The 24,047-nt window shown below is 36.8% G+C and carries 15 protein-coding genes; 3 read left to right on the top strand and 12 right to left on the bottom strand.

Annotated elements, in window-relative coordinates:
* Positions 1-414: 414 nt before the first annotated feature.
* On the top strand, positions 415-1,833 hold the full coding sequence (locus H3T80_RS10050; RefSeq protein WP_198201593.1) for a hypothetical protein: 1,419 nt from the start codon (positions 415-417) through the stop codon (positions 1,831-1,833).
* A 648-nt stretch (positions 1,834-2,481) separates the two neighbouring features.
* Here H3T80_RS10050 and tuf read toward each other — a convergent pair.
* The 4 genes from tuf to rpsL all read right to left on the bottom strand — a co-directional run bounded on the left by tuf (position 2,482) and on the right by rpsL (position 6,886).
* Positions 2,482-3,666 (bottom strand): elongation factor Tu, encoded by a 1,185-nt coding sequence (tuf, locus tag H3T80_RS10055; RefSeq protein ID WP_034900851.1) that lies wholly within the window; start codon positions 3,664-3,666, stop codon positions 2,482-2,484.
* A 65-nt stretch (positions 3,667-3,731) separates the two neighbouring features.
* Positions 3,732-5,834 (bottom strand): elongation factor G, encoded by a 2,103-nt coding sequence (gene fusA / locus H3T80_RS10060; protein ID WP_110448642.1) that lies wholly within the window; start codon positions 5,832-5,834, stop codon positions 3,732-3,734.
* 106 nt (positions 5,835-5,940) lie between these two features.
* On the bottom strand, positions 5,941-6,411 hold the full coding sequence (rpsG, locus tag H3T80_RS10065; RefSeq protein ID WP_065578189.1) for a 30S ribosomal protein S7: 471 nt from the start codon (positions 6,409-6,411) through the stop codon (positions 5,941-5,943).
* A gap of 100 nt (positions 6,412-6,511) precedes the next feature.
* A complete protein-coding gene (gene rpsL, locus H3T80_RS10070; RefSeq protein WP_034883792.1) occupies positions 6,512-6,886 on the bottom strand; it encodes a 30S ribosomal protein S12 in 375 nt (124 codons plus the stop codon).
* 289 nt (positions 6,887-7,175) lie between these two features.
* On the opposite strand from rpsL, the gene H3T80_RS10075 reads away from it, so the two are divergent.
* Complete coding sequence (locus H3T80_RS10075; RefSeq protein WP_198201594.1) at positions 7,176-8,366, top strand: DNA-binding transcriptional regulator; 1,191 nt, start codon at positions 7,176-7,178, stop codon at positions 8,364-8,366.
* An 85-nt stretch (positions 8,367-8,451) separates the two neighbouring features.
* Here H3T80_RS10075 and xylB read toward each other — a convergent pair whose 3' ends face one another.
* From xylB to parE, 8 genes are all read right to left on the bottom strand, one after another.
* Positions 8,452-9,909 carry a xylulokinase gene (gene xylB, locus H3T80_RS10080; protein WP_198201595.1) on the bottom strand — a complete coding sequence of 486 codons (1,458 nt, stop codon included), beginning with the start codon at positions 9,907-9,909 and terminating at the stop codon, positions 8,452-8,454.
* Positions 9,910-9,981: 72 nt separating this feature from the next.
* The gene (gene xylA / locus H3T80_RS10085; protein ID WP_198201596.1) at positions 9,982-11,301 is read right to left on the bottom strand and encodes a xylose isomerase; all 1,320 of its coding nucleotides are present in this window, start codon (positions 11,299-11,301) and stop codon (positions 9,982-9,984) included.
* A 299-nt stretch (positions 11,302-11,600) separates the two neighbouring features.
* The gene (locus H3T80_RS10090) at positions 11,601-12,911 is read right to left on the bottom strand and encodes an NCS2 family permease (protein WP_198201597.1); all 1,311 of its coding nucleotides are present in this window, start codon (positions 12,909-12,911) and stop codon (positions 11,601-11,603) included.
* A 290-nt stretch (positions 12,912-13,201) separates the two neighbouring features.
* On the bottom strand, positions 13,202-14,776 hold the full coding sequence (locus tag H3T80_RS10095; RefSeq protein ID WP_198201598.1) for a TerC family protein: 1,575 nt from the start codon (positions 14,774-14,776) through the stop codon (positions 13,202-13,204).
* A gap of 143 nt (positions 14,777-14,919) precedes the next feature.
* Complete coding sequence (locus tag H3T80_RS10100) at positions 14,920-16,365, bottom strand: TrkH family potassium uptake protein (protein ID WP_110448645.1); 1,446 nt, start codon at positions 16,363-16,365, stop codon at positions 14,920-14,922.
* 15 nt (positions 16,366-16,380) lie between these two features.
* Entirely contained in the window at positions 16,381-17,226 is an 846-nt protein-coding gene (gene djlA, locus H3T80_RS10105; RefSeq protein ID WP_065578183.1) for a co-chaperone DjlA, read from the bottom strand.
* Between the two features lies 1 nt (position 17,227).
* Positions 17,228-19,456, bottom strand: a complete 2,229-nt coding sequence (gene parC / locus H3T80_RS10110; RefSeq protein ID WP_198201599.1) for a DNA topoisomerase IV subunit A — start codon at positions 19,454-19,456, stop codon at positions 17,228-17,230.
* A gap of 27 nt (positions 19,457-19,483) precedes the next feature.
* On the bottom strand, positions 19,484-21,373 hold the full coding sequence (gene parE, locus H3T80_RS10115; protein ID WP_198201600.1) for a DNA topoisomerase IV subunit B: 1,890 nt from the start codon (positions 21,371-21,373) through the stop codon (positions 19,484-19,486).
* A gap of 222 nt (positions 21,374-21,595) precedes the next feature.
* Here parE and H3T80_RS10120 point away from each other — a divergent pair, with 222 nt between their 5' ends.
* Entirely contained in the window at positions 21,596-24,046 is a 2,451-nt protein-coding gene (locus H3T80_RS10120) for a DMSO/selenate family reductase complex A subunit (protein ID WP_198201601.1), read from the top strand.
* Position 24,047 lies beyond the last annotated feature (1 nt).

Here is a 24,047-nt window from a genome sequence, read left to right on the forward strand (position 1 = left end):
AAATAAATTTATTATTAGATTAAATCTAATTGTTAGAAATAATGTATCTTATTATTACTAAACAACTTAATAATCTCATTTGAAATAATAGCAATTTTTTATCCAGCAAGATATTTTTCTAACAAATATTAGCAATAATTGAAAAAATATTAAAGATGATTAATGTCAAAAAAAACCTTACAAATCCTTACAAATCCTTACAAAATTCTTGATATAGATATATAGAATGATTGTTTTTTATTCACTATACTAAATAAAAATGGATTTTCAATTATTTCATCGGATTGAGGTAATAATTAAATGGAACATAACAATATATTTGCTTATAAATATAGTATTATTTCAGATTATCATAGGGAAAAGTGCTTATTTTACACATTAAATTTGTTATTTTATTATGTAAAAACTGTCTTTATGTTTTCTAAGTTTCTCTTTTCAACGTTATTAGCTAAAATATTCTCAAAAGCTTTATTGGTATCAATTTTCCTATTTTATACCTTTGATTTGCAAGCATTATCAGCTATTAGCACTAATCTTATTTATGGATCTCCACCATATTTGACCTTCGATGATGGCAAAACTAAAGTAACCTCTACAGAAGAGTTATTAACTATTACATTATCAGATGGTCGAAAAATTACTCCTGAGACCGATAATTCAACATGGGAAAATCCAATTCAATTACCTTCTGCTGATAAAACCTTAGCTGATATTCATATAAATGTGCCTGCATCAGAAACGGGTGCACACGGTTATTTCGATGCTCCTTTATTAAGTTTCGATGAATTAGCTAAGAGTGGAAATTTGAGAGATGATGATGGTGATGAACCGATAATTGTCTCATCCGGAGGTATAAAGATTTCTATTGAAAATATATACCCAGAGAAAGTTAATCGTTATACTGCTCCTTTAGATATTTGTGCTGCACCATATAAAATAACTTTGTCGGGTTATCCAGGATCTATAAGTACCTTATATGGTCTTCCAAACCGTAGTGATTTTGATTTTGACTCTCACACCTTTTCGTTTGCTCCTAAACATCCTCCCAAATTATGTTTTCTTCAGCCCAGACTATACGTGGGAGGGATGGATTCAGCTGATCGTGTAGCTCCTATCAATATTTATAGGCAGTTTTGGGGATTTTTGCCCCAATCAACTGAACCTGAGTTATATAGTCATAATTGGCCAACTACTGGTATGGATAAATTATATTTCACTTTGCAGATAGGTGGTATCGATGGAACTACACTTACGTGGCCATCTGTTACTCATGATGGTATTACTGCTAAGATGACTTTCGATGATGGCCTCGTAAAGGTAACTTTAAATGGACCTGAAGCCTCAAATCAAGTATATAATGATAGAGTTCGAGGTATTCATGTTCCAAAATTACCACAAACTTTTGAAATAATAGGTTATGATAACAGTGGTAATGCAGTGATAAAATATGGTTTTGTCTTACGCCAATGGTTTGTTCATCGAGGATATAATTCGACCAATTATAGTAGTCACAAAAATTGGTGCCAACGTTTAGGTTATAGAGTGGCACAGATAAAAGATATTACTAATTCAAACTGTAAAGTTGCACAGTCGGAGGCACCAGAATGTCAAGGTGGTTTACCGGCGGCACCAGTTAACTTTTACCAACGTAATATTGGTGCAGGCTTAATGGCAGAATGGGGAGATGTTTCTTCGTATGGATTACCTCTTAGTTATCAACCAGGTATAATAGCAAGTGATTATGATGGAAGATTCTTAATAAATAATAATGGAAAAGTTGAATACTCTTCTACAGGTTTTAGGTTTTCAAATGCAATATGTGTCACCCCTTAGTTCTGTTTTTATTATGATGCTATGTTGTTGTATGATTTTTTAATGTTGATAATCATACATTGACAACCTTAATTGAAATTAAAACTATATCTGACAGTAATGTTATTACTGTCAGATAGCATCAATAAATATTAAAACTAAAAAATATGTTTATTATTAGATTAAATCTTATTATTAGAAGTAATGTATCTTATTGTTTTTAATTTATTCTTTCTTCTGGTGCTAATGTGGTAGTATGATAGTTGTGGAGTATCCGTAGTTTAAATATACTGATTAACCATCAGGTTTTTGATAATTAACTCTACGTTAATTATTTATCTCGATATTAAGCATTCATATTATTCGTACAATTAATCGTTGTATTGGCTGGTGACAAGTGGTTATTAGCGCTATTAGTTAGTTGTTGTATTTTTAGAGAATATGATTAGTTATTCTATTTCTCGCTATGCAAATAATGGCATACTTGTTTGTATTTTTAGCCAATAAAGAGCTAAAGATGATAATTTTCGCTAGCTAATTTGAGGAAATCAGTTAAGTTGTTTTAGTTATTCGAACAGTATTGATTAGATAGCAAATAAAAAAGGTGCACAAAGTGCACCTTTTTTGAACTGGTAAGAGCATTTAACATGCTCTTTAGTTAAGCTTAAATTATTTAATAACCTTAGCAACAACACCAGCACCAACAGTACGACCACCTTCACGAATAGCGAAACGTAAGCCGTCTGCCATTGCGATTGGGTGAATTAATGATACTGTCATTTTGATGTTATCACCTGGCATTACCATTTCTACGCCTTCTGGTAATTCAATAGTACCTGTTACGTCTGTTGTACGGAAGTAGAACTGTGGACGGTAACCTTTGAAGAATGGAGTATGACGACCACCTTCATCTTTACTTAGAATATACACTTCTGATTCGAAATCTGTATGTGGAGTGATTGAACCTGGTTTTGCTAATACTTGACCACGTTCGATTTCTTCACGTTTTGTACCACGTAATAATACACCCACGTTCTCACCAGCACGACCTTCGTCTAGTAATTTACGGAACATTTCAACACCAGTACAAGTTGTTTTAGTAGTCGGTTTGATACCAACGATTTCAACTTCTTCACCAACTTTGATTACACCGCGCTCTACACGACCTGTTACTACTGTACCACGACCTGAGATTGAGAATACGTCTTCGATTGGTAATAAGAATGGTTTATCAATGTCACGCTCTGGTTCTGGAATGTAGCTGTCTAATGCTTCTGCTAATTCTACAATTTTGTCTTCCCATGCTGCATCGCCTTCTAACGCTTTAAGCGCTGAACCACGAATTACTGGTGTATCGTCACCTGGGAAATCGTATTGAGATAGAAGTTCACGTACTTCCATTTCAACTAATTCTAATAATTCTTCATCATCAACCATATCACATTTGTTTAAGAATACGATGATGTAAGGTACACCTACTTGACGACCTAAAAGAATGTGCTCACGAGTTTGTGGCATTGGACCATCAGTTGCTGCTACTACTAAGATAGCGCCGTCCATTTGTGCCGCACCAGTGATCATGTTTTTAACATAGTCAGCATGGCCTGGGCAGTCTACGTGTGCGTAGTGACGAGTTGGTGTATCGTATTCAACGTGTGAAGTATTGATGGTGATACCACGTGCTTTTTCTTCTGGTGCGTTATCGATTTGATCGAATGCACGAGCTTGACCACCGTATTTTTTAGATAATACTGATGTGATCGCTGCAGTTAAAGTTGTTTTACCATGGTCAACGTGGCCGATTGTACCAACGTTAACGTGGGGTTTTGTACGTTCAAATTTTTCTTTAGACATCTTAATGTTCCTTTATTAAATCACTTCCCTAACAATAGGGAAGTGTTACTTATTTATATAAATAATTATTTCGCTTTACGAGCTTCAATAATTGCAGTTGCAATATTGGTTGGCGCTTCATTGTACTTCAAGAACTCCATTGAGTAAGAAGCACGACCTTGTGTTTGTGAACGAAGGTCAGTTGCATAACCAAACATTTCTGAAAGTGGAACTTGTGCTTTAACTGTTTTACCAGTTGCAGTATCTTCCATTCCTTCGATCATACCACGACGACGGTTTAAGTCACCGATAACGTCACCCATATAATCTTCAGGGGTTTCAACTTCTACTTTCATGATTGGTTCTAAAAGCACAGGTTTAGCTTTCATGAAGCCATCTTTAAACGCCATTGAACCGGCAATTTTAAATGCCATTTCTGATGAGTCGACATCATGGTAAGAACCATCAAAGATGGTAACTTCAACATCAACAATTGGGTAACCAGCAAGAACACCATTTTTCATTTGTTCTTGACAGCCTTTATCAACTGCAGGGATGTATTCTTTAGGAACCACACCACCAACAATTTCATTGTTGAATTTGTAGCCTTCGCCACCAGCTTCCAATGGTTTAATTCTTAACCATACATGACCATATTGACCACGACCACCAGACTGACGAACAAATTTACCTTCTTGTTCAACTTCATTGCGAATGGTTTCACGGTAAGCAACTTGCGGTTTACCAACATTTGCTTCGACTTTAAATTCACGTTTCATACGGTCAACGATGATTTCTAAGTGAAGCTCACCCATACCAGAAATAATGGTTTGACCTGATTCTTCATCGGTGTGAACACGGAATGAAGGATCTTCTTGTGCTAGTCGACCTAAAGCAAGTCCCATTTTTTCTTGGTCAGCTTTAGTTTTTGGTTCAACAGCAACAGAAATTACCGGCTCTGGGAACTCCATTCTTTCTAGAATAATTGGAGCACTTTCAGCACATAATGTATCACCAGTTGTTACCTCTTTAAGACCGATAGCTGCTGCAATGTCACCTGCGCGAACTTCTTTAATTTCTTCACGTTTGTTAGCGTGCATCTGAACGATACGACCAAAACGTTCTTTTTTATCTTTAACAGAGTTAAGAACAGTATCACCAGAATTTACTACACCAGAGTAAACACGGAAGAATGTTAAGTTACCAACAAATGGGTCAGTTGCAATTTTAAATGCTAATGATGAGAATGGTTCATCATCACTTGAATGACGCTCTGCTGCTTCACCATTTGGTAATTCACCTTTGATTGCTGGAACATCTGTTGGTGCTGGTAAATATTCAATTACTGCATCAAGCATGAATTGAACACCTTTGTTTTTAAAGGCACTACCACAAGTTACTAAGATGATTTCGTTAGCAAGCACACGTTCACGTAATGCTAATTTAACTTCTTCTTCAGTTAACTCTTCACCACCAAGGTATTTTTCCATTAACTCTTCATTTGCTTCAGCTGCTGCTTCCATTAAGTTTGCACGCCATTCTTCGACTTGCTCAACCATATCTGCAGGAACATCTTCATAAGTGAAACTTACACCTTGATCAGCATCATTCCAGTTAATTGCTTTACGTTTAAGTAAATCAACTACACCAGTAAAGCCTTCTTCAGCACCGATAGGTAATACTAATGGAACTGGTACAGCGGCTAAACGAGTTTTGATTTGATCAACAACACGTAAGAAGTTAGCACCCATACGGTCCATTTTGTTTACGAAAGCGATACGTGGAACTTTATATTTGTTTGCTTGACGCCATACTGTTTCTGATTGAGGTTGAACACCGCCAACCGCACAGTAAACCATTACCGCACCATCTAAAACACGCATAGAACGTTCAACTTCGATTGTGAAGTCAACGTGTCCCGGGGTGTCGATGATATTGATTCGGTGTGGTTCAAATTGTTGACCCATACCAGACCAGAATGCAGTAGTTGCCGCAGAAGTGATAGTGATACCACGTTCTTGTTCTTGTTCCATCCAGTCCATGGTAGCTGCACCATCATGAACCTCACCAATTTTGTGACTTACGCCAGTGTAAAACAAAATACGTTCAGTTGTCGTAGTTTTACCTGCGTCAATGTGTGCACTGATACCGATATTACGGTAGCGTGCTATAGGGGTTGTACGAGCCATATTAATCCTCTATTTAGAATCGTTTGCTTATAAAATATCTTTTGGGGGACTGATAATAACTATTAATTATCAGTCTAATTTCAAGCGTCTTATATAAGCGCTTAAATTACCAACGATAGTGTGCAAACGCTCTATTAGCTTCAGCCATACGATGAACATCTTCGCGTTTTTTCACAGCGGTACCTTTGTTTTCAAAAGCATCCATAAGTTCATTCGCTAGGCGTAATGCCATTGATTTATCGCCACGTTTACGTGCAGCATCTACAATCCAACGCATTGCAAGTGCATTACGACGAACAGGACGCACTTCAACAGGAACTTGGTATGTAGAACCACCAACGCGACGAGACTTAACTTCTACAGTTGGTCTTACGTTATCTAATGCAACTTCGAAAGCTGCTAAGTGGTCTTTTCCACTACGCTCAGCTAATTTATCAAGAGCTGAATATACGATTGATTCTGCGACAGATTTTTTACCATCTATCATTAAAATATTTACAAATTTCGCCAGCAAATCTGAACCGAATTTCGGATCAGGTAAAATTTTTCTTTGACCGACAACATGACGACGTGGCATTGGAATACTCCGTTTATATGTTACAAATTTTCAGGTTTACCCAAAACTCAAATGAGTTATATGGAATTTATATAGTTTGGCCTTACTTAACGGAGTTCCATTAAGCTTTAGGTCGTTTCACACCGTATTTAGAACGGCTTTGTTTGCGATCTTTAACACCTGCGCAGTCTAATGCACCACGAACAGTGTGATAACGAACACCAGGTAAATCTTTAACACGACCACCGCGGATTAAAATCACGCTATGTTCTTGTAAGTTATGACCTTCACCACCGATGTAAGAAGTTACTTCGAAACCGTTGGTTAAACGTACACGGCATACTTTACGTAATGCTGAGTTTGGTTTTTTAGGTGTAGTGGTGTAAACACGTGTACATACACCTCGTTTTTGCGGGCATGCTTCAAGTGCAGGAACGTTACTTTTCGCTTCCTTTAGTGCTCTTGGTTTGCGTACCAGCTGATTAATTGTTGCCATTAATAAGCTCCTGATTAATTAAAATAAATTTAAAAATTGCTTTTTAGATACGTAATTAATAACTGTAGCCCAAAGCCTATTTATATAAGTTTTGGGTCGCAAGATTCTAGACCTCAATAGCTATAATGTCAAGTATTAGCACAGGTTCTTTATGTTATTTATCAATAATTTTTATGTGTGAATAAATGCGAAATAAAAATACATTTTTTTTATTTTATTGGTGCTTTTTATCGCACTAGTTTATCCTAATAGATGGGATATAAATTAATACCAATATATAAATGTGACAATGAAAGATACACAGGTTGAAAGTTACAAAGTTGTTTTGCTATTTAATGCAAACAATATTTATGATCGACAAATCCTTAAAGGAATAGGTGATTTTCTAAAAGCAAATAATATTCACTGGAATATCTATATTTCCGAAACCATGCGTTATGACACAAATACAGCTTTCCATTTTGATTGCGATGGTATTATTGCTAATTTTGATGATCCAGATATTCAAGATCTACTAACCAATGTTGATATTCCAATAATTGGGGTAGGTAGTTCCCATCATGATAATTCAAGTTATCCAAAGGTTCCTTATGTTGCTGCGGATAATTTTGCGATTATTGAGAGTGCTTTTAATCATTTATGTTCTAAAGGCATTAATCAATTTGCCTTTTATGGCCTACCATCACATCGATCTTGTCGTTGGGCGGCAGTAAGAGAACAGTTTTTTGAGCAAATTGTAAGTCAAAAGGGGTATGAAGGGTTTATTTATCAAGGAACAACTACATCTCTTGATAATTGGCAAGATAGCTTAGATAAACTCTCTAAATGGTTATTATCTCTGCCAGTTAATACCGGCATTATTGCCGTAAATGATGCTAGAGCTCATCATATTTTACAAGCTTGTGATAGAGTTGAAATAAAAATACCTGAAGAGTTATGCTTAATTGGTATAGATAATGAAGAAGTAATCAATGATCTATCGATGGTTTCCTTATCTACTGTAAAACAAGGAACCGAGGAGATGGGATTTGAAGCCGCTAAATTATTGCAAAAAATATTTAATAAAGGAAAGGTCTCTACCTCACCACGGTTAATTTCACCGAAAAAAGTTATTGAACGTCGTTCGACCGATTACCGTTCAATACAAGATCCTTATGTTATACAAGCTATTCATTATATCCGTGATTATGCTTGTAAAGGTATTAAAGTAGATCAAGTGACTTCGGAATTGCAAATATCTCGTTCTAATTTAGAACTTCGCTTTAAAACATCATTAGGTAAAACCATTCACACGGTCATTCATGAAGAGAAGTTTAATCGAGCCAAATATCTATTAATTGAATCTTCATTATCGATTCAAGCAATATCTGAGCAATGTGGCTATCCATCAGTGCAATATTTTTACTTTTTATTTAAAAAGTTATATGGTATGACACCGAAGGATTTCAGAAATAAATTTACCAATCTTAATTTACTATAATCAAATTAACATAAAGTTAAAAAATAGATTTATTAACTGGCTAAAAAGCAGAAGAGTGTTACAAAAGATCTTCTGCTTTTTAATATCAAGACATTAGCGGCTTTAATTGTTGATAAATGTTTCTAAACATAGCACGCTGTTGTTGGTAATATTCATGTTTTTCCCTATCTGGCTGGTGAGTTTGAATGGTTGGTAATGGTGCTAACCATTGCCCTAAATCACTATCTGGGTTACAAGCGATTTGTGCCAGTTTAGCGGCGCCTAAAGCGGGACCAACTTCGCCACCCTCACAATAAACTATAGTATAACCAGATATATCACTAATTAATTGGCGCCAATATTTACTTCTAGCTCCGCCACCAATAACAATAATTTTATCAGGTGAAATGCCGCTTTGTTTTACCACATCTATACCATCTGCTAGGCCATAACTCACACCTAATAAGATTGCTTTAGCCAAATCGACTTTATTATGTTGATAGGTTAAGCCAAAAAATACGCCTTTAGCTTCAGGGTTATTATGCGGTGTTCTTTCACCTGATAGATAAGGTAAAAAATAGACTGGCGGTTTATCGTCAGATGGTTGTTCTTCTATTAAGCTAAATAATGTAGCAACATCTTTAATGTCTAACAATTGGCATCCCCAATCAAGACATGAAGCACAACTTAACATAACCGACATAAGATGCCAACGATTAGGTAATGCATGGCAAAAGCTATGAATTGCCTGTTCAGGTTGGCTGATAAACCGATCAGTAACGGCGAAATAAACCCCTGAAGTACCAAGTGAAAGCATTGCTTGTCCTGGTTGATAAAGACCAACACCGATAGCACCAGCAGCATTATCGCCACCACCGGCAATAACTGGAATTGAATTTATTTTCCAACGTTTAGCAATATCATCAGTAACATAACCCGTTATTTGATTGCCTTCAAATAAGGTTGGCATATGTCGTCGATTTAAACCACAAGCATTTAACAATTGATCGTTCCAATCACGTTTTTCAACATCTAACCACATGGTGCCAGCAGAATCAGACATATCTGATGCATATTCGCCTGTAATTTTAAAGCGTAAATAATCCTTTGGTAAAAGTACTTTATCTATTTTGGCAAATATTTCTGGCTCGTGTTTTTGCACCCATTTTATTTTGGGTGCAGTAAAACCTGCCATCATCAAATTGCCAGTAATTTTTCTAGAATTTGGCACTAACTGTTCTAATTCATGACATTCAATATCACAACGACCGTCATTCCATAAAATTGCAGGCCTTAATACTTGAGATGAACTATCTAATAGTACTGCTCCATGCATTTGTCCACTTAAGCCAATTGCTTTGACTCGTGTTAAGTCATGTTGATGGCTAAGTTCTTGTAGTGCTGAATCTGTTGCATGCCACCACTGCTGGGGATCTTGTTCTGACCATAATGGGTGGGGACGGGATACGGTGAGTGCCTTTGTATTTGACGCCATAATGCGTTGTTTTTCATCCATTAAAATTACTTTGACACCAGAGGTGCCTAAATCAATACCAATATACATATCTGCCTCCATTATGCAGCTATCAGAACTATAAATATAATAGTTCTGATAGATAAATACACAATGATTTTTTTAGCCAAAAATAGATTTATTAACAATATTTTCTAATTGCTCTTGTGCACCGCTACGCGCTTTAGGTTGCAGGTTGTTTGCAAGACTATATTGTGCAATTTCTTGTAGGGACATATTCCCTTGTAAAATATCTTTACCTAAATTTTTGTCCCAATCGGCATAACGCTCAGCCACTTTTTGATTTAATAGTTTATCTTCAATCATTTTCGCTGCACATTTTAATGATAATGCCATCGTATCGATAGCACCAATATGTCCATGAAATACATCATATTTATCAATGCTTTGCCGTCTTATTTTGGCATCAAAGTTAAGTCCACCAGTGGTAAATCCGCCTCTTTTTAATATTTCATACATAACTAGTGTGTTTTCCTCGACACTATTCGGAAATTGATCTGTATCCCATCCCAATTGTGGATCACCTCGATTAGCATCAAGTGAACCAAATATATCTAAGGCAATAGCTGAAGCTACCTCATGTTGAAATGAATGGCCGGCAAGTGTTGCATGATTTGCTTCAATATTGACCTTAATTTCCTTTTCTAAGCCGAATTGTTTTAAAAAGCCATAAATGGTTGCAACATCATAATCATATTGATGTTTGGTTGGCTCTTGTGGTTTTGGTTCAATCAATAATGCGCCATTGAAACCAATCTTGTGTTTGTTTTCGACAACTAATTGCATAAATTTACCGAGTTGTTCACGTTCTTGGCGTAAGTTAGTATTTAACAGCGTTTCATAACCTTCCCGACCACCCCATAATACATAATTTTGACCACCTAACTTATGAGTAGCATTCATTGCATGGACAACTTGAGTGGCAGCACAGGCAAAAACTTCCGGATCGGGATTGGTTGCCGCACCAGCTGCATATCTTGGATTTGTGAAACAGTTAGCGGTTCCCCATAATAAATTAACGCCGGTTTCTTGTTGCTTTTGTAACAGGATATCCGTCATCATGGATAAATTAGAGATGTATTCTTGAATTGAATTACCTTCTGGGGCAACATCGACATCATGAAATGCATAAAAAGGAACATTCATTTTATAAAAAAATTCAAAAGCAATATCTGCCTTTGCTTTGGCATTAGCTAGTGGATCAGCCCCTTTTTGCCACGGATAATTAAATGAATTTGCACCAAACATGTCGGTGCCAGCCCAACAAAAAGTGTGCCAATAACAGATAGAAAAGCGTAAGTGCTCAGCCATTGTTTTTCCTAAAATTATCTGCTCTGGATTGTAATGCCTGAACGCAAAAGGATTATTAGTTTGTGTTCCTTCGTATTTAACTCTTTCTATTTTTTCATAATATTGACTCATAATGTACCTCTAAATACCATTAATTAACTTAAAATCTATATATTGGTTACTAAGTTTTCTGGATAACTAAACGTTGCTAAATCAGGTAATCAATATGCATGAGTTTTAACAACAACAACAATTACTAAATTTTGTAGCGATTTTATGTTTTTTGTTTTTTGTGACGCAGATCAAATTCTATGAAGGGTTTAAAGAAGGTAAAATGATTGTTGTAGTCTGTTTGATATTTCAGATGAAATAATTTTATGGGGGGAAGAAGCTATTTCTACCATGTTAATGGTAGAAATAGTTTGATGAAATTAATGATGATCGATAAAGATGAATTTTAAAGCAAACAGTAGTGCAAAAACTATCACACAAAGATTTAATTCTTTAAATTTTCCAGTAAATGTTTTCAATATTACATAAGAGATAAAGCCAAGTGCGACTCCTTCAGTAATAGCAAAAGCAAATGGCATCATTAATGCGGTAATAAATGCTGGTGTTGCATCAGTTAAATCAGACCAGTTAACTTTCATTAAACTTGATACCATTAAGATACCAACAAAAATTAGTGCACCTGATGTGGCATAAGGCGGTACTAAATGTGCTAAAGGTGATAAGAAAGTCATCATTAAAAATAATAAGCCAACCACCACAGCAGTTAAGCCAGTACGTCCACCAACTGAAATGCCAGCGGAACTTTCAATGTAAGTTAATACAGATGAAGTACCAAATAACCCACCTAGTGAAGAGCTGAAACTATCAATTAATAAAGCTTGACGCATTTTAGGAAAACGACCTTTTTCGTCAGAAAGTCCTGCTTTATCGGTTAAAGCTAAAATAGTACCCGATGAATCAAACAAGCTGACAATCATTACTGAAAAGATTACCCCGAGGATACCAATATTCAGTGAACCAGCAAGGTTAACATGGCCAACAACGCTGCCAACACTCGGTGGAACGGCTGCAATTCCTTGATAACTAATATTTGGATCAAGCCATAGTGCTAGTAGGGTCACGACAAGAATAGAAACTAACACGGCAGCATGAAAATTGCGGGTAGCAAGGATAACGATAATAAAAAATCCAAGCGAACCTAATAAGACTTTAAGTGACAAAATATTGCCTAAGGTTAGTAATGTAGCTGGCGATGCGACCACAATACCCATATTTTGGAATCCCATAAAAGCAATAAATAAGCCAATACCAGCACTAATACCAGCGCGTAAACATTGTGGAATATGTTCAATTAACCAATGGCGGACTTTAAATAGTGATAATGCAAAAAAGACCAATGATCCCCAAAATATCGCTCCCATCCCAACTTGCCAAGAATAGCCCATTGCACCGCATATTCCATAAGCAAAAAAGACATTTAGCCCCATGGCAGGTGCTAAAGCAATCGGTAGATTGGCAAATAATCCCATCATAATTGTCGCAAAAGCGGTGACAACACAAGTTAGGACAAACACTGCTGATTTATCCATTCCTGTTGCAGATAAGATTGAAGGATTAACAAAGATGATATAAACCATGGTTAAAAAGGTGGTACAACCGGCGATAAATTCGGTACCAGGGGTGGTTTTTTTCTCTTTTAATTGAAAGATTTTTTCGAATAGTGAATTCATAAATTAAAGCCCAATTTAGGTTGATAGTGATCCATTTTGATATAATTTTATATCTTTATTTTTACCGAAGTGAATTTACGGTAAAAATAAAAAAGATATAAAGTGATTACTTCATATCTTTAAAAAACGTAAAAACACTGCGCTATTATTGCCTGTAATTTATTTTGGTCAAGCGTTATTCTAAATAACAAATAGCATTTTATTAGTGATCAATCATGCTTATAACTTAGCGTTAACGTAATTTATAGCCATTTAATGGTACACTGGATAAAATGCTGATTATCAATAGATTAGTTAGCCAAAATATCTAATTTATTTTTAGTAATTTTTACTTTTAAAATCCGATGACTTTCAATCTCGGCAACTTCAAATAGATAGTCACCAATCTGTATGGTTTCACCCACATTGAGTAGATGTTGGGCTTTTTCCATCAATAATCCCGCAAGGGTATGATATTCTCGCTTATCATCAATCGGAATCGGTACAAATCTTACTAATTCTTCTACTGGGATATAGCCATTTGCAATCCAACTATCATCATCTAAACATTGGATGTCATGTTTAGCATCGATCTCTTCTTCTTCAGTTGGAAAGTCACCGGCAATGGTTTCAATAACATCGGTCACTGACACCACACCTTGCATTGATCCAAATTCATCAACCACAAAAGCAAAGTGCGTTTTGGCTTTTTTGAATTGTTCCAGCGCTACAAGTAAAGATACTGTTTCAGGAAAAATTAATGGTTGTTTGATTAATGAATTAATATCAAAGGGTTGTTTATTTTGTAAAATATCTTTTAACAGATCATTAACTTGAATGATACCTAATGGTTCATCAATTGAAGCATTATCAGTCACTACTAAACGTGAATGAGGATTGTCAAAAATTTCTTTTAATATTACTTCTCGATCATCATTGATATTGACCATATCAACATCTAATCGAGATGTCATGATACTGCTTACTGAACGTTGAGCTAAACCTAATACTCGCTCAACCATGTTTAATTCTTGATGATTAAATACTGAAGTTTTTTTATTATTATCAGATACCACATCAATGGTATGGCTATCAGGATCTTCTTCAGCATCGCCTTTAAGTAAATGTAAAATAGCTTCGGCGGTGCGTTCGCGTAGAGGTTTTTTGTTTAATGCTTTTCGACGGTTAAATATGGCTAGTTGATTAAAGAATTCAATCATAATCGAGAAGCCGATAGCTGCATATAAATAGCCTTTTGGAATGACAAAACCGAAACCTTCGGCAACCAAACTAAAGCCAATCATCAATAAAAAGCTTAAACATAAAATAACAATCGTTGGATGGGAGTTAACAAAATAGGCTAATGGTTTACTTGCCACCATCATAATCGCAATGGCGATACAAACTGCGATAATCATAACGGGTATATGGTCAACCATTCCCACTGCAGTAATGACTGAATCAAGTGAGAATACGGCATCAAGTACCACGATTTGTGCAACAACAGTCCAAAAATGTGAGGTTTTTTTCGGTTTTCCATCCTCGTGTGATGCACCTTCTAAACGCTCATTGAGTTCCATTGTCGCTTTAAACAGCAAAAATATTCCGCCAAGCAACATAATTAATTGCCGAGCATTGAAACTAATACCTGATATAGAAAATAGTGGGGTGGTGAGAGTAACTAACCAGCCAGTAAACATTAATAACAATATTCGGGTTATTAATGCAAAAGCAAGGCCTGTAATGCGTGCTTTATCTCGTTGTTGAGGCGGAAGTTTCTCCGCAAGAATGGCAATAAAAACAATGTTATCAATGCCAAGGACGATTTCAAGTACAACTAGAGTGGATAAACCAATCCAGATTGTAGGATCCATGATCCATTCCATATGTCAGGTGATTACCTCTAATGATCACAGCACATGCTGCTTAGTAATTCTGTCTGTAATTAGCAAAATAATCAATAAAATATTTAAATTTTTGACCATTTTATGGAAAATTGTTGATTAAAAGCCTTTATTAGGCGTAAAAATTAACTTCGCCAGAATGTCGGCGTGAATAAAACTAATAAAGTAAATATTTCTAGTCGACCAAATAACATGTCAACGACCATGACCCATTTCACCATATCACTGACATGAGCAAAATTATCACTGACACTACCAAGGCCAACGCCTAAATTATTTAGCGATGAAGCAACGATATAAAATGAGTCAGTTGCATCAATTCCTGTTGCCATAATAATAAACAAACTCACTAAAAATACTAATGCATAGGCAGAAAAGAATCCCCATACCGCTTCAATGATACGTTCTGGTACAACACGATTATTGAGTTTTAAGGTATAAATTGCATTAGGGTGAATAAGTCGTTTTAACTCTCGTGAACCTTGCATAAATAGTAGTAGTACCCGAACAACTTTTAGTCCACCACCAGTAGAACCAGCACAGCCACCAATAAACGAAGCACATAATAAAAAGATGGGTAATGACGATGGCCAAGTATTAATATCGTCGACGGTAAAGCCTACTGTTGCTGAAACAGACACGACTTGTAAAACAATTTTGTCGACACTAAGATGGCGTTGTGGCTGATAAATATAGATCACTAAAGCGCAGATAATAATTAAGATAAGCAGAATAAAGATAAAGGTTCTAAATTCTTGATCACGCCAATACACTTTCACTGAGATACCATTTAACGCAGCAAAATGTAGAGCAAAATTACATCCTGACAAAATGAGGAACAAGGTAACAATATAGTTAATTGTTGCACTATTAAAATAAGCTAAATTGTTATCGTGGGTAGAAAAACCACCCATTGATATCGTTGAAAAGCTATGTGAAATAGCATCAAAGATATCCATTCCAGCACACCACAAACTTATTGCACATAAGGTAGTGAGTAAAATGTAAATCGACCAAAGTGTTTTTGCTGTTTCGGCAATACGTGGTCGCATTTTACTGTCTTTTTGAGGACCAGGAATTTCAGCACGATAGAGCTGCATACCCCCGACTCCTAATAATGGTAAAATTGCAACCGCAAGTACGATGATCCCCATACCGCCTAACCATTGCAGCATTTGACGATAGAAAAGTAGCGCTTTGGGTAAATGATCCAAATTGACAATCGTAGTGGCGCCAGTGGTTGTTAATCCAGAAAAAGACTCAAAAAAAGCTGTGGTTAAATTAAGATTGATATGATTATCAAATAGGAACGGGAATGCGCCAATAGTGCCTAAAACGACCCAAAATAATACAACAATGAAAAAGCCTTCTCGAGTACTTAATTCATGGCGTTGATGACGATTAGGAAACCACAATAACACACCTAAAATTAATGCTGCGAAAAATGAACGAACAAAAATAGCACCAGCACCGTCACGATATATTAACGCCACTAGTGCAGGTATTAACATGAATACTGACAATAGTGATATTAATAAACCGATAATTCTTATAATCGAGCGCCAATGCATCATATATAGTAATCTCTATTTAAAGCCACGTGATGATTTTATAAGATCGTAAGCAGCTTGAATTTCTTGTGCTCGCTTTTTGGCTGCTTCTAACATCTCTTTTGGTAAGCCTTTGGATACCAATTTGTCTGGATGATGTTCATTCATTAATTTACGATAGGCTCTTTTAATTTCAGAAATTTCAGCAGATGAATTTATTCCTAATATTTTATAAGCATTTGCTAAATCTGATTGCCGAGTACTGCTTTGGTAACCACTATAATTATGATTTTGTTGATATTGATGTTGACTGTTTTGTTGATTGTACTGATATTCTTGACGGAAATGAAAGCTTCCCATCATCATTTGAATATATATTGCCATTTGCGGCCGTGGAATACGAAACTCATCGGCAACAATGAAAAGAATCTCCGATTCTTTGTCATCTAAATGACCATCAACTAAAGCAGCTTGAATTAATTGTTCACAAAAGATATTTAAGACATTACGTCGATAACGATATTGGTGATATAACTCACTTAATCGTGATCGAAGTGGGTAATCACTCGCTTTACCACGATTGAATGATTCTTGCGCTAATTGACGACTTGTCGCATCAAGTTGGAGTCGATCCATAACTTGCCGAGCAAGATTAATATCATCACGAGTAACAACCCCTTTAGCTTTACTTAAATGTCCTAATACTTCAAAAACAACCGTTAAGTATAAGTTTGGATTAGATTGTGTCCTTTTCTCAGTCAATTTATTGCCAAATGCTTGATATAGCATTGGGCCAATAAATAATCCGAGTATAAATCCCCACCCAGATTTTAATACTGAACTCAGTATTAAACCGGTAATAACGGACCAGATCAAAGACATATTATTCGTTTACCTCAATTCGATCTATTTTTTGCAATCCACGTGGTAATGATGTGCCTTTACGAGCACGCTCCGCTCTAAATTTTTGTAAATCAGCTGGATAAAGTGTAAGTTTGCGTTTACCAACATATAGAGTTATAGATGTTTCTGGTGTTATCAACATCATATAAGCTAGGCTATCATCGCTACCAGAGAGTGAAATAATTTTATTGCCTTTACCTTTAGATAATTCTGGTAAATCTTTTACTGGGAATATCAGCATTCTTCCTGCTTTAGTAATTGATAACAGCAAGCTTTCTTCTGATAAAATCTCTATTGGTGCTAATACATCTGCATCTTTAGATAAATTAATCACTGCTTTACCATTACGGTTGCGGGTAATTAAATCATTAAATTGACAGATAAAACCGTATCCAGCACTCGATGCAAGTAAGAATTTTTGTTGTTCATTGCCTGACATCAATACATGTTCAATGGTTGCTCCAGCTGGTAATGCCAGTTTACCAGTAAGAGGTTCGCCTTGTCCTCTAGCTGATGGTAATGTACTTGGCTCAATAGCGTAACTGCGACCAGTTGAATCGATAAATACCACTGGTTGATTACTTTTACCTTTTGCTGCGGTTTTAAAACTATCACCTGCTTTATAACTTAATCCTACAGGATCGATATCATGGCCTTTAGCAGCTCTGACCCAACCCATTTCTGATAATACGATTGTAACTGGTTCAGAAGGGATTAACTCTTGTTCAGTAATTGCTTTGGCTTCACTGCGCTCGACAATTGGTGAACGACGTTCATCACCATATTTTTCAGCATCAGCTTGTAGCTCTTTTTTGATTAAATTACTTAACTTTCTTGGTGAAGCTAATAATGCTTGCAGTTGATCTCGCTCTTTAGCCAGTTCGGCTTGTTCACCTTTGATACGAATTTCTTCTAGTTTAGCTAAATGGCGGAGTTTTAATTCTAAGATAGCTTCAGCTTGTGTTTCGCTTAAGGCAAATCTCTGAATTAATTCTGCTTTTGGGTCATCTTCATGACGAATGATTTCAATTACTTCATCAATATTTAGGAAGGCAATTAATAAACCATCTAAAATATGTAGTCTTTTTAGTATTTTATCTAAGCGATAATTTAAGCGACGGGTTACGGTAATGCGTCGATATTCTAACCATTCAGTTAGGATTTCAACCAATCCTTTAACAGATGGACGATTATCTAGTCCAATCATGTTCATATTAACACGATAGCTTTTTTCTAGATCAGTAGTGGCAAATAGATGATTCATTACTTGCTCTAGATCTACACGATTAGAACGTGGCACAATAACCAGACGAGTCGGATTTTCGTGATCGGATTCGTCACGTAAGTCTTCAATTAACGGTAGTTTTTTAGCGCGCATTTGGCTAGCAATTTGCTCTAAAATTTTAGCACCAGAAACTTGATGTGGCAGATCAGTAATAACAATGTCGCCATCTTCTTTTTTCCAAACTGCTCGCATACGTATTGAGCCACGGCCAGTTTTATAAATTTTGGCGATATCTTCCGGAGAGGTAATAATCTCAGCTTCTGTTGGGAAGTCAGGGCCTTTTATGTGATCCATCACTTCGCTAAGTGTTGCTTTTGGATTATCAGCTAACATAATAGCTGCATTCGCCACTTCACGAATGTTATGTGGTGGAATATCGGTTGCCATACCTACCGCAATACCGGTAGTACCGTTTAATAAGATATTCGGCAATCGAGCTGGCAACATTTTTGGCTCTTGTAATGTACCATCAAAATTTGGCGTATAGTCAACAGTGCCTTGTCCTAACTCACCTAACAATAATTCGGCATATTTTGATAGACGTGATTCGGTATAACGCATTGCAGCAAATGATTTCGGATCATCGGGTGCCCCCCAGTTTCCTTGCCCATCAACTAATGGATATCGATAAGAAAACGGTTGCGCCATTAATACCATTGCTTCATAACAGGCACTATCACCATGAGGATGGTATTTACCTAAAACGTCACCGACAGTACGGGCTGATTTTTTAAATTTTGCTTGAGCATTTAGCCCTAATTCTGACATTGCATAAACAATGCGACGTTGTACTGGTTTTAAGCCATCGCCAATAAACGGCAATGCGCGATCCATAATGACATACATTGAGTAGTTTAAATAGGCGCTTTCGGTAAATGTTCGTAGCGACTGAACTTCTACTCCGTCATGAGTTATTTCACTCATTATTGTTCCTCTAAATTATTCTGTATATTAGACATCAAGTTCAACTTGGTCACCTTTTTCTTGTAACCATTCTCGGCGATCTTCGGCACGTTTTTTCGCCAGTAACATATCCATTAATGCCATTGTTTCTTCGGCATTATCTAGTGATAACTGAACTAATCTACGGGTGTTAGGATCCATTGTGGTTTCGCGAAGTTGTAATGGATTCATTTCACCCAACCCTTTGAAACGTTGAACATTTGGCTTACCTTTTTTACGTTTAAGCTGATCTAAAATCCCTTCTTTTTCTTCTTCATCAAGGGCGTAATGAACTTCTTTGCCTAAATCGATACGATACAGTGGTGGCATGGCGACAAAAATATGCCCATGTTCAACCATGGCTCGAAAGTGACGAACAAATAGTGCGCACAGTAACGTGGCAATATGCAATCCATCTGAGTCAGCATCGGCTAAAATACAGATTTTACCGTAGCGTAATTGACTTAAATCATCACTATCAGGATCAATACCAATAGCTACTGAAATATCATGAATTTCTTGCGATCCTAATACTTCGTCAGATGAGACTTCCCAAGTATTTAATATTTTGCCTTTCAACGGCATAATTGCTTGATATTCACGATCACGGGCTTGTTTAGCCGACCCACCAGCAGAATCACCTTCGACTAAAAATAGTTCGGTGCGACTTAAATCTTGTGATGCACAGTCAGCCAGTTTACCCGGTAAAGCTGGACCACTGGTTAGTTTTTTACGGATGACTTTTTTGGATGCTCTTAAGCGTTTTTGAGCACTGGAAATTACCATCTCAGCAAGTAATTCGGCAATTTGTACATTTTGATTCAACCACAGGCTAAATGCATCTTTAACAATAGCTGAAACAAAAGCTGCACTTTGTCTTGATGATAAACGTTCTTTGGTCTGACCGGCAAATTGCGGTTCTTGCATTTTTACTGATAACACATAGGCACAGCGTTCCCAAATATCATCGGCGGTTAATTTTAAACCACGCGGTAATAAATTACGAAACTCACAAAATTCACGCATGGCATCAAGTAATCCTTGACGTAAACCATTGACATGGGTACCACCTTGCACAGTAGGAATTAAGTTAACGTAACTTTCAGTTAACAATTCACCTCCTTCTGGTAACCAAAGTAATGCCCATTCAACCGCTTCTGTTTCACCTGTATGGCTACCAGTAAATGGTTGTTCTGGTAATAGTGTGTAACCACTAACTGACTCTATCAGATAATCTTTTAAACCGTCTTGATAACACCAGCGTTGCTCAGCACTGTTAATTTTGTCTTTAAAAATGATTTCCAGTCCCGGGCAAAGTACAGCTTTCGCTTTAAGCAAATGAGTTAGGCGAGGTACTGAGAAGCGTGGTGAATCAAAATATTTTTCATCCGGCCAAAAACGTACTTTTGTACCAGTATTTCGTCGGCCACAGGTGCCAATTACATGTAAATCTTCGACTTTATCACCATTTTCAAAGGCGATTTGGTAAACTTGTCCATCACGGTTTACGGTGACTTCTACGCGTTTGGATAAGGCATTGACAACAGAGATACCCACCCCATGTAAACCACCAGAAAATTGATAGTTTTTGTTGGAGAACTTACCACCAGCATGTAAGCGACAAAGTAATAGTTCAATAGCCGGTACGCCTTCTTCAGGATGGATATCAACAGGCATACCTCGACCATCATCAATAACCTCAAGTGAATTGTCTTCATAAAGGGTTACTTTCACTTGGCGAGCATGGCCAGCAATAGCCTCATCGACACTATTATCAATCACCTCTTGCCCTAAATGATTGGGGCGAGCTGTGTCAGTATACATTCCAGGACGATGACGAACAGGATCGAGCCCTTTTAAGACCTCAATATCAACTGCATTATAAGTGGATTGTGACATAACTTTTCTGTTTATTCGATTAAATGGGCTTATTATACCAATCTTTCCTTAAGATGCATGAAATTAAATTTATAATAAAAAGCAAAGCTATTTTTTTATTGATAATAATTCTTATTTCATTAATTTATTTTAAGTTAATTTCGATTTTAGTCTTTTTTCTGTTTTATAATTTTAACTGTAGTATTATGATAATGACATGCCAAATATAAATAAGCGAATAGGATGAGCAAGTCAGATAATCAGATAACTCGGCGCGATTTTTTACAAAAATCATTAGCAATCGGTAGTGTGGCCGCATTAACTAATGATTTACAATTACCTTTTGCTTATGCCTCGCCAGAGACAGATCTTGCCAACACCTCGGTACCTAATCCAACGAATCAAGAAAAGATTTTTTATAGTGCATGTTTAGTTAACTGTGGTAGTCGTTGCCCGTTAAAAGTACATGTTAAAAACGATATTATTACTAAAATATCTGCTGAAGATGGGATTAATGATGCGATCTTTGGTCAACATCAAATCCGTCCTTGTCTGCGAGGACGAGCTGTGCGTTGGCGTACTTATGATCCGGAACGGCTAAAATATCCAATGCTAAGAATCGGTAAACGAGGTGAAGGCAAATTTAAACGCATCTCGTGGGACGAAGCTATCGATCTATTAGCTGAGAAACTCAAATACACTATTAATCGCTATGGCAATGAAGCTATTTATTACCAATATGGTACAGGTACGACAGGGGCAAATATCTCAGGCCGTAATGCCTGTAAGCGATTTTTAAGTTGTATCGGTGGCCACCTTAATTATCATGGTGATTATTCAAGTGGACAGATCACCGCTATTCAACCTTTTATATATGGTAATGCTAAAGAGTCGTTGCTAGACCAAATCAAACATTCTGATCTAGTTGTGATGTTTGGACATAATGTTGCTGAAACTAGAATGTCGGGCGGTGGGCAGGTTGCTGAGTTATATACTGCATTAGCACAAAGTAAAGCAAGGGTAATTATTATTGATCCACGCCGTAGTGAAAGTGTCGTTGGTTATAATGCTGAGTGGCTGCCGATTATTCCTGGTACTGACGCTGCGTTAGTCGCTGCAATTATTTATGCGTTGCTTGAAGAAGATCGTGTTGATGAGGCGATGCTTAACCAATATTGTGTGGGTTGGAATGCTGATACATTACCTGATAGTGCTCCGCCTTTTAGCGATTACAAATCTTATATTTTGGGACTAGGGCACGACAGAACCGCAAAAACGCCTGAATGGGCAGCTAAAAAAACCGGCATTCCAGCCAAACAAATTCGGCAGTTGGCATTAGATATTGTTAATGCTAAAGCAGCATGGATTTCACAAGGTTGGGGGCCACAGCGCTGGCAAAATGGTGAGCATACTACAAGGGCGATTATGATCCTACCGGTTATCACCGGTCAGTTTGGTAAGCGTGGTACTAACATTGGTACTTGGGGTGGTAGCGTAACTTATCCTGTGCCTAGCTTGAATATGGTTAACCCTGTTAAAACGAGTATTCCTTTCTTTTTATGGACGAAGGCAATTGATGAACCGTTAAGCATGACTGCGAAAAATTCTTATATAAAAGGTAAAGATAAATTAGATGTGGGTATTAAATTTATCTGGAGCTATGCTAGCAATGTTATTGGTAATCAACACGCCGATCTCAATCGGACTCACCAAATTTTACAAGACGAATCGAAATGTGAATTTATTTTAGTTTGGGATACCCATATGACTGCTTCAGCAAAATATGCTGATCTACTGTTACCGGATGTTTCATCTGTAGAGAGTAATGATTTAATCAATAATTCATATGCATCAGGTGCTTATCATTATTTTATTCGTTTGCAACGAGCAATAAAACCACTTTGGGAAAATCGTCCTGCTTATGAGGTTTTGACAGAATTGTCAGCAAAAATGGCAGTTAAAGATAAATTTACTGAAGGTCGGAGTCAAGATGATTGGATTGCTTATAGTTATGAAAAAATGCGTAAGCTCAATCCTAATTTACCGACTTTTGCCGAAACAGATGGAATGGGGATTGTTGATCGTAAATTAGCTGATAGCGATGCACAGATCGGATTAAAAGCTTTTCGCGATGATCCAATAAAAAATCCATTAAATACGCCGTCAGGTAAAATCGAAATTTATTCAGAAGCATTAGCCAAAATTGCCAATGAATGGGAGTTTGATGACGATGATAAACTTTATCCTATACCGGCATATTTACCGGCAATAGAGGGCAGTGAAGACCTGCAAACACAAGCGAAATATCCATTACAATTAATCGGTTTTCATATCAAAGGGCATTGTCATTCAAGTTATAGTAATCTTCCGCAACTGCGAGAAGCGGTAGCTAGTAGTCTCTGGATTAATCCAGTGGACGCAGAACAAAGACAGATAAAGCATGGTCAATTGGTTGAAGTTTATAATGACCGCGGTCGACTTTACATTCCAGCTAAAGTGACACCACGGATACTACCGGGAATTATCGCTCTTCCGCAAGGATTATGGGCCAAGACTAATGCTGCTGGCATTGATATTGGTGGTTGCATTAATCGTTTAACCTCCTTACGACCCTCTGTGCTTGCTAAATCTAATCCTCAGCATACCAATTTGGTTGAAGTTAAACCAATAGCAGCTATGCCGTCGGCATCTTAAT

Origin of the sequence: Gilliamella sp. W8145 (genome assembly GCF_016101145.1) — a bacterium.
GTDB classification, from domain to species: domain Bacteria; phylum Pseudomonadota; class Gammaproteobacteria; order Enterobacterales; family Orbaceae; genus Gilliamella; species Gilliamella apis_A.

Coding starts and splice junctions, on each gene's coding strand:
- H3T80_RS10050 (WP_198201593.1), top strand. CDS start 415: ATGTTTTCTAAGTTTCTCTTTTCAACGTTATTAGCTAAAATATTCTCA.
- tuf (WP_034900851.1), bottom strand. CDS start 3,666: ATGTCTAAAGAAAAATTTGAACGTACAAAACCCCACGTTAACGTTGGT.
- fusA (WP_110448642.1), bottom strand. CDS start 5,834: ATGGCTCGTACAACCCCTATAGCACGCTACCGTAATATCGGTATCAGT.
- rpsG (WP_065578189.1), bottom strand. CDS start 6,411: ATGCCACGTCGTCATGTTGTCGGTCAAAGAAAAATTTTACCTGATCCG.
- rpsL (WP_034883792.1), bottom strand. CDS start 6,886: ATGGCAACAATTAATCAGCTGGTACGCAAACCAAGAGCACTAAAGGAA.
- H3T80_RS10075 (WP_198201594.1), top strand. CDS start 7,176: ATGAAAGATACACAGGTTGAAAGTTACAAAGTTGTTTTGCTATTTAAT.
- xylB (WP_198201595.1), bottom strand. CDS start 9,909: ATGTATATTGGTATTGATTTAGGCACCTCTGGTGTCAAAGTAATTTTA.
- xylA (WP_198201596.1), bottom strand. CDS start 11,301: ATGAGTCAATATTATGAAAAAATAGAAAGAGTTAAATACGAAGGAACA.
- H3T80_RS10090 (WP_198201597.1), bottom strand. CDS start 12,911: ATGAATTCACTATTCGAAAAAATCTTTCAATTAAAAGAGAAAAAAACC.
- H3T80_RS10095 (WP_198201598.1), bottom strand. CDS start 14,776: ATGGAATGGATCATGGATCCTACAATCTGGATTGGTTTATCCACTCTA.
- H3T80_RS10100 (WP_110448645.1), bottom strand. CDS start 16,365: ATGCATTGGCGCTCGATTATAAGAATTATCGGTTTATTAATATCACTA.
- djlA (WP_065578183.1), bottom strand. CDS start 17,226: ATGTCTTTGATCTGGTCCGTTATTACCGGTTTAATACTGAGTTCAGTA.
- parC (WP_198201599.1), bottom strand. CDS start 19,456: ATGAGTGAAATAACTCATGACGGAGTAGAAGTTCAGTCGCTACGAACA.
- parE (WP_198201600.1), bottom strand. CDS start 21,373: ATGTCACAATCCACTTATAATGCAGTTGATATTGAGGTCTTAAAAGGG.
- H3T80_RS10120 (WP_198201601.1), top strand. CDS start 21,596: ATGAGCAAGTCAGATAATCAGATAACTCGGCGCGATTTTTTACAAAAA.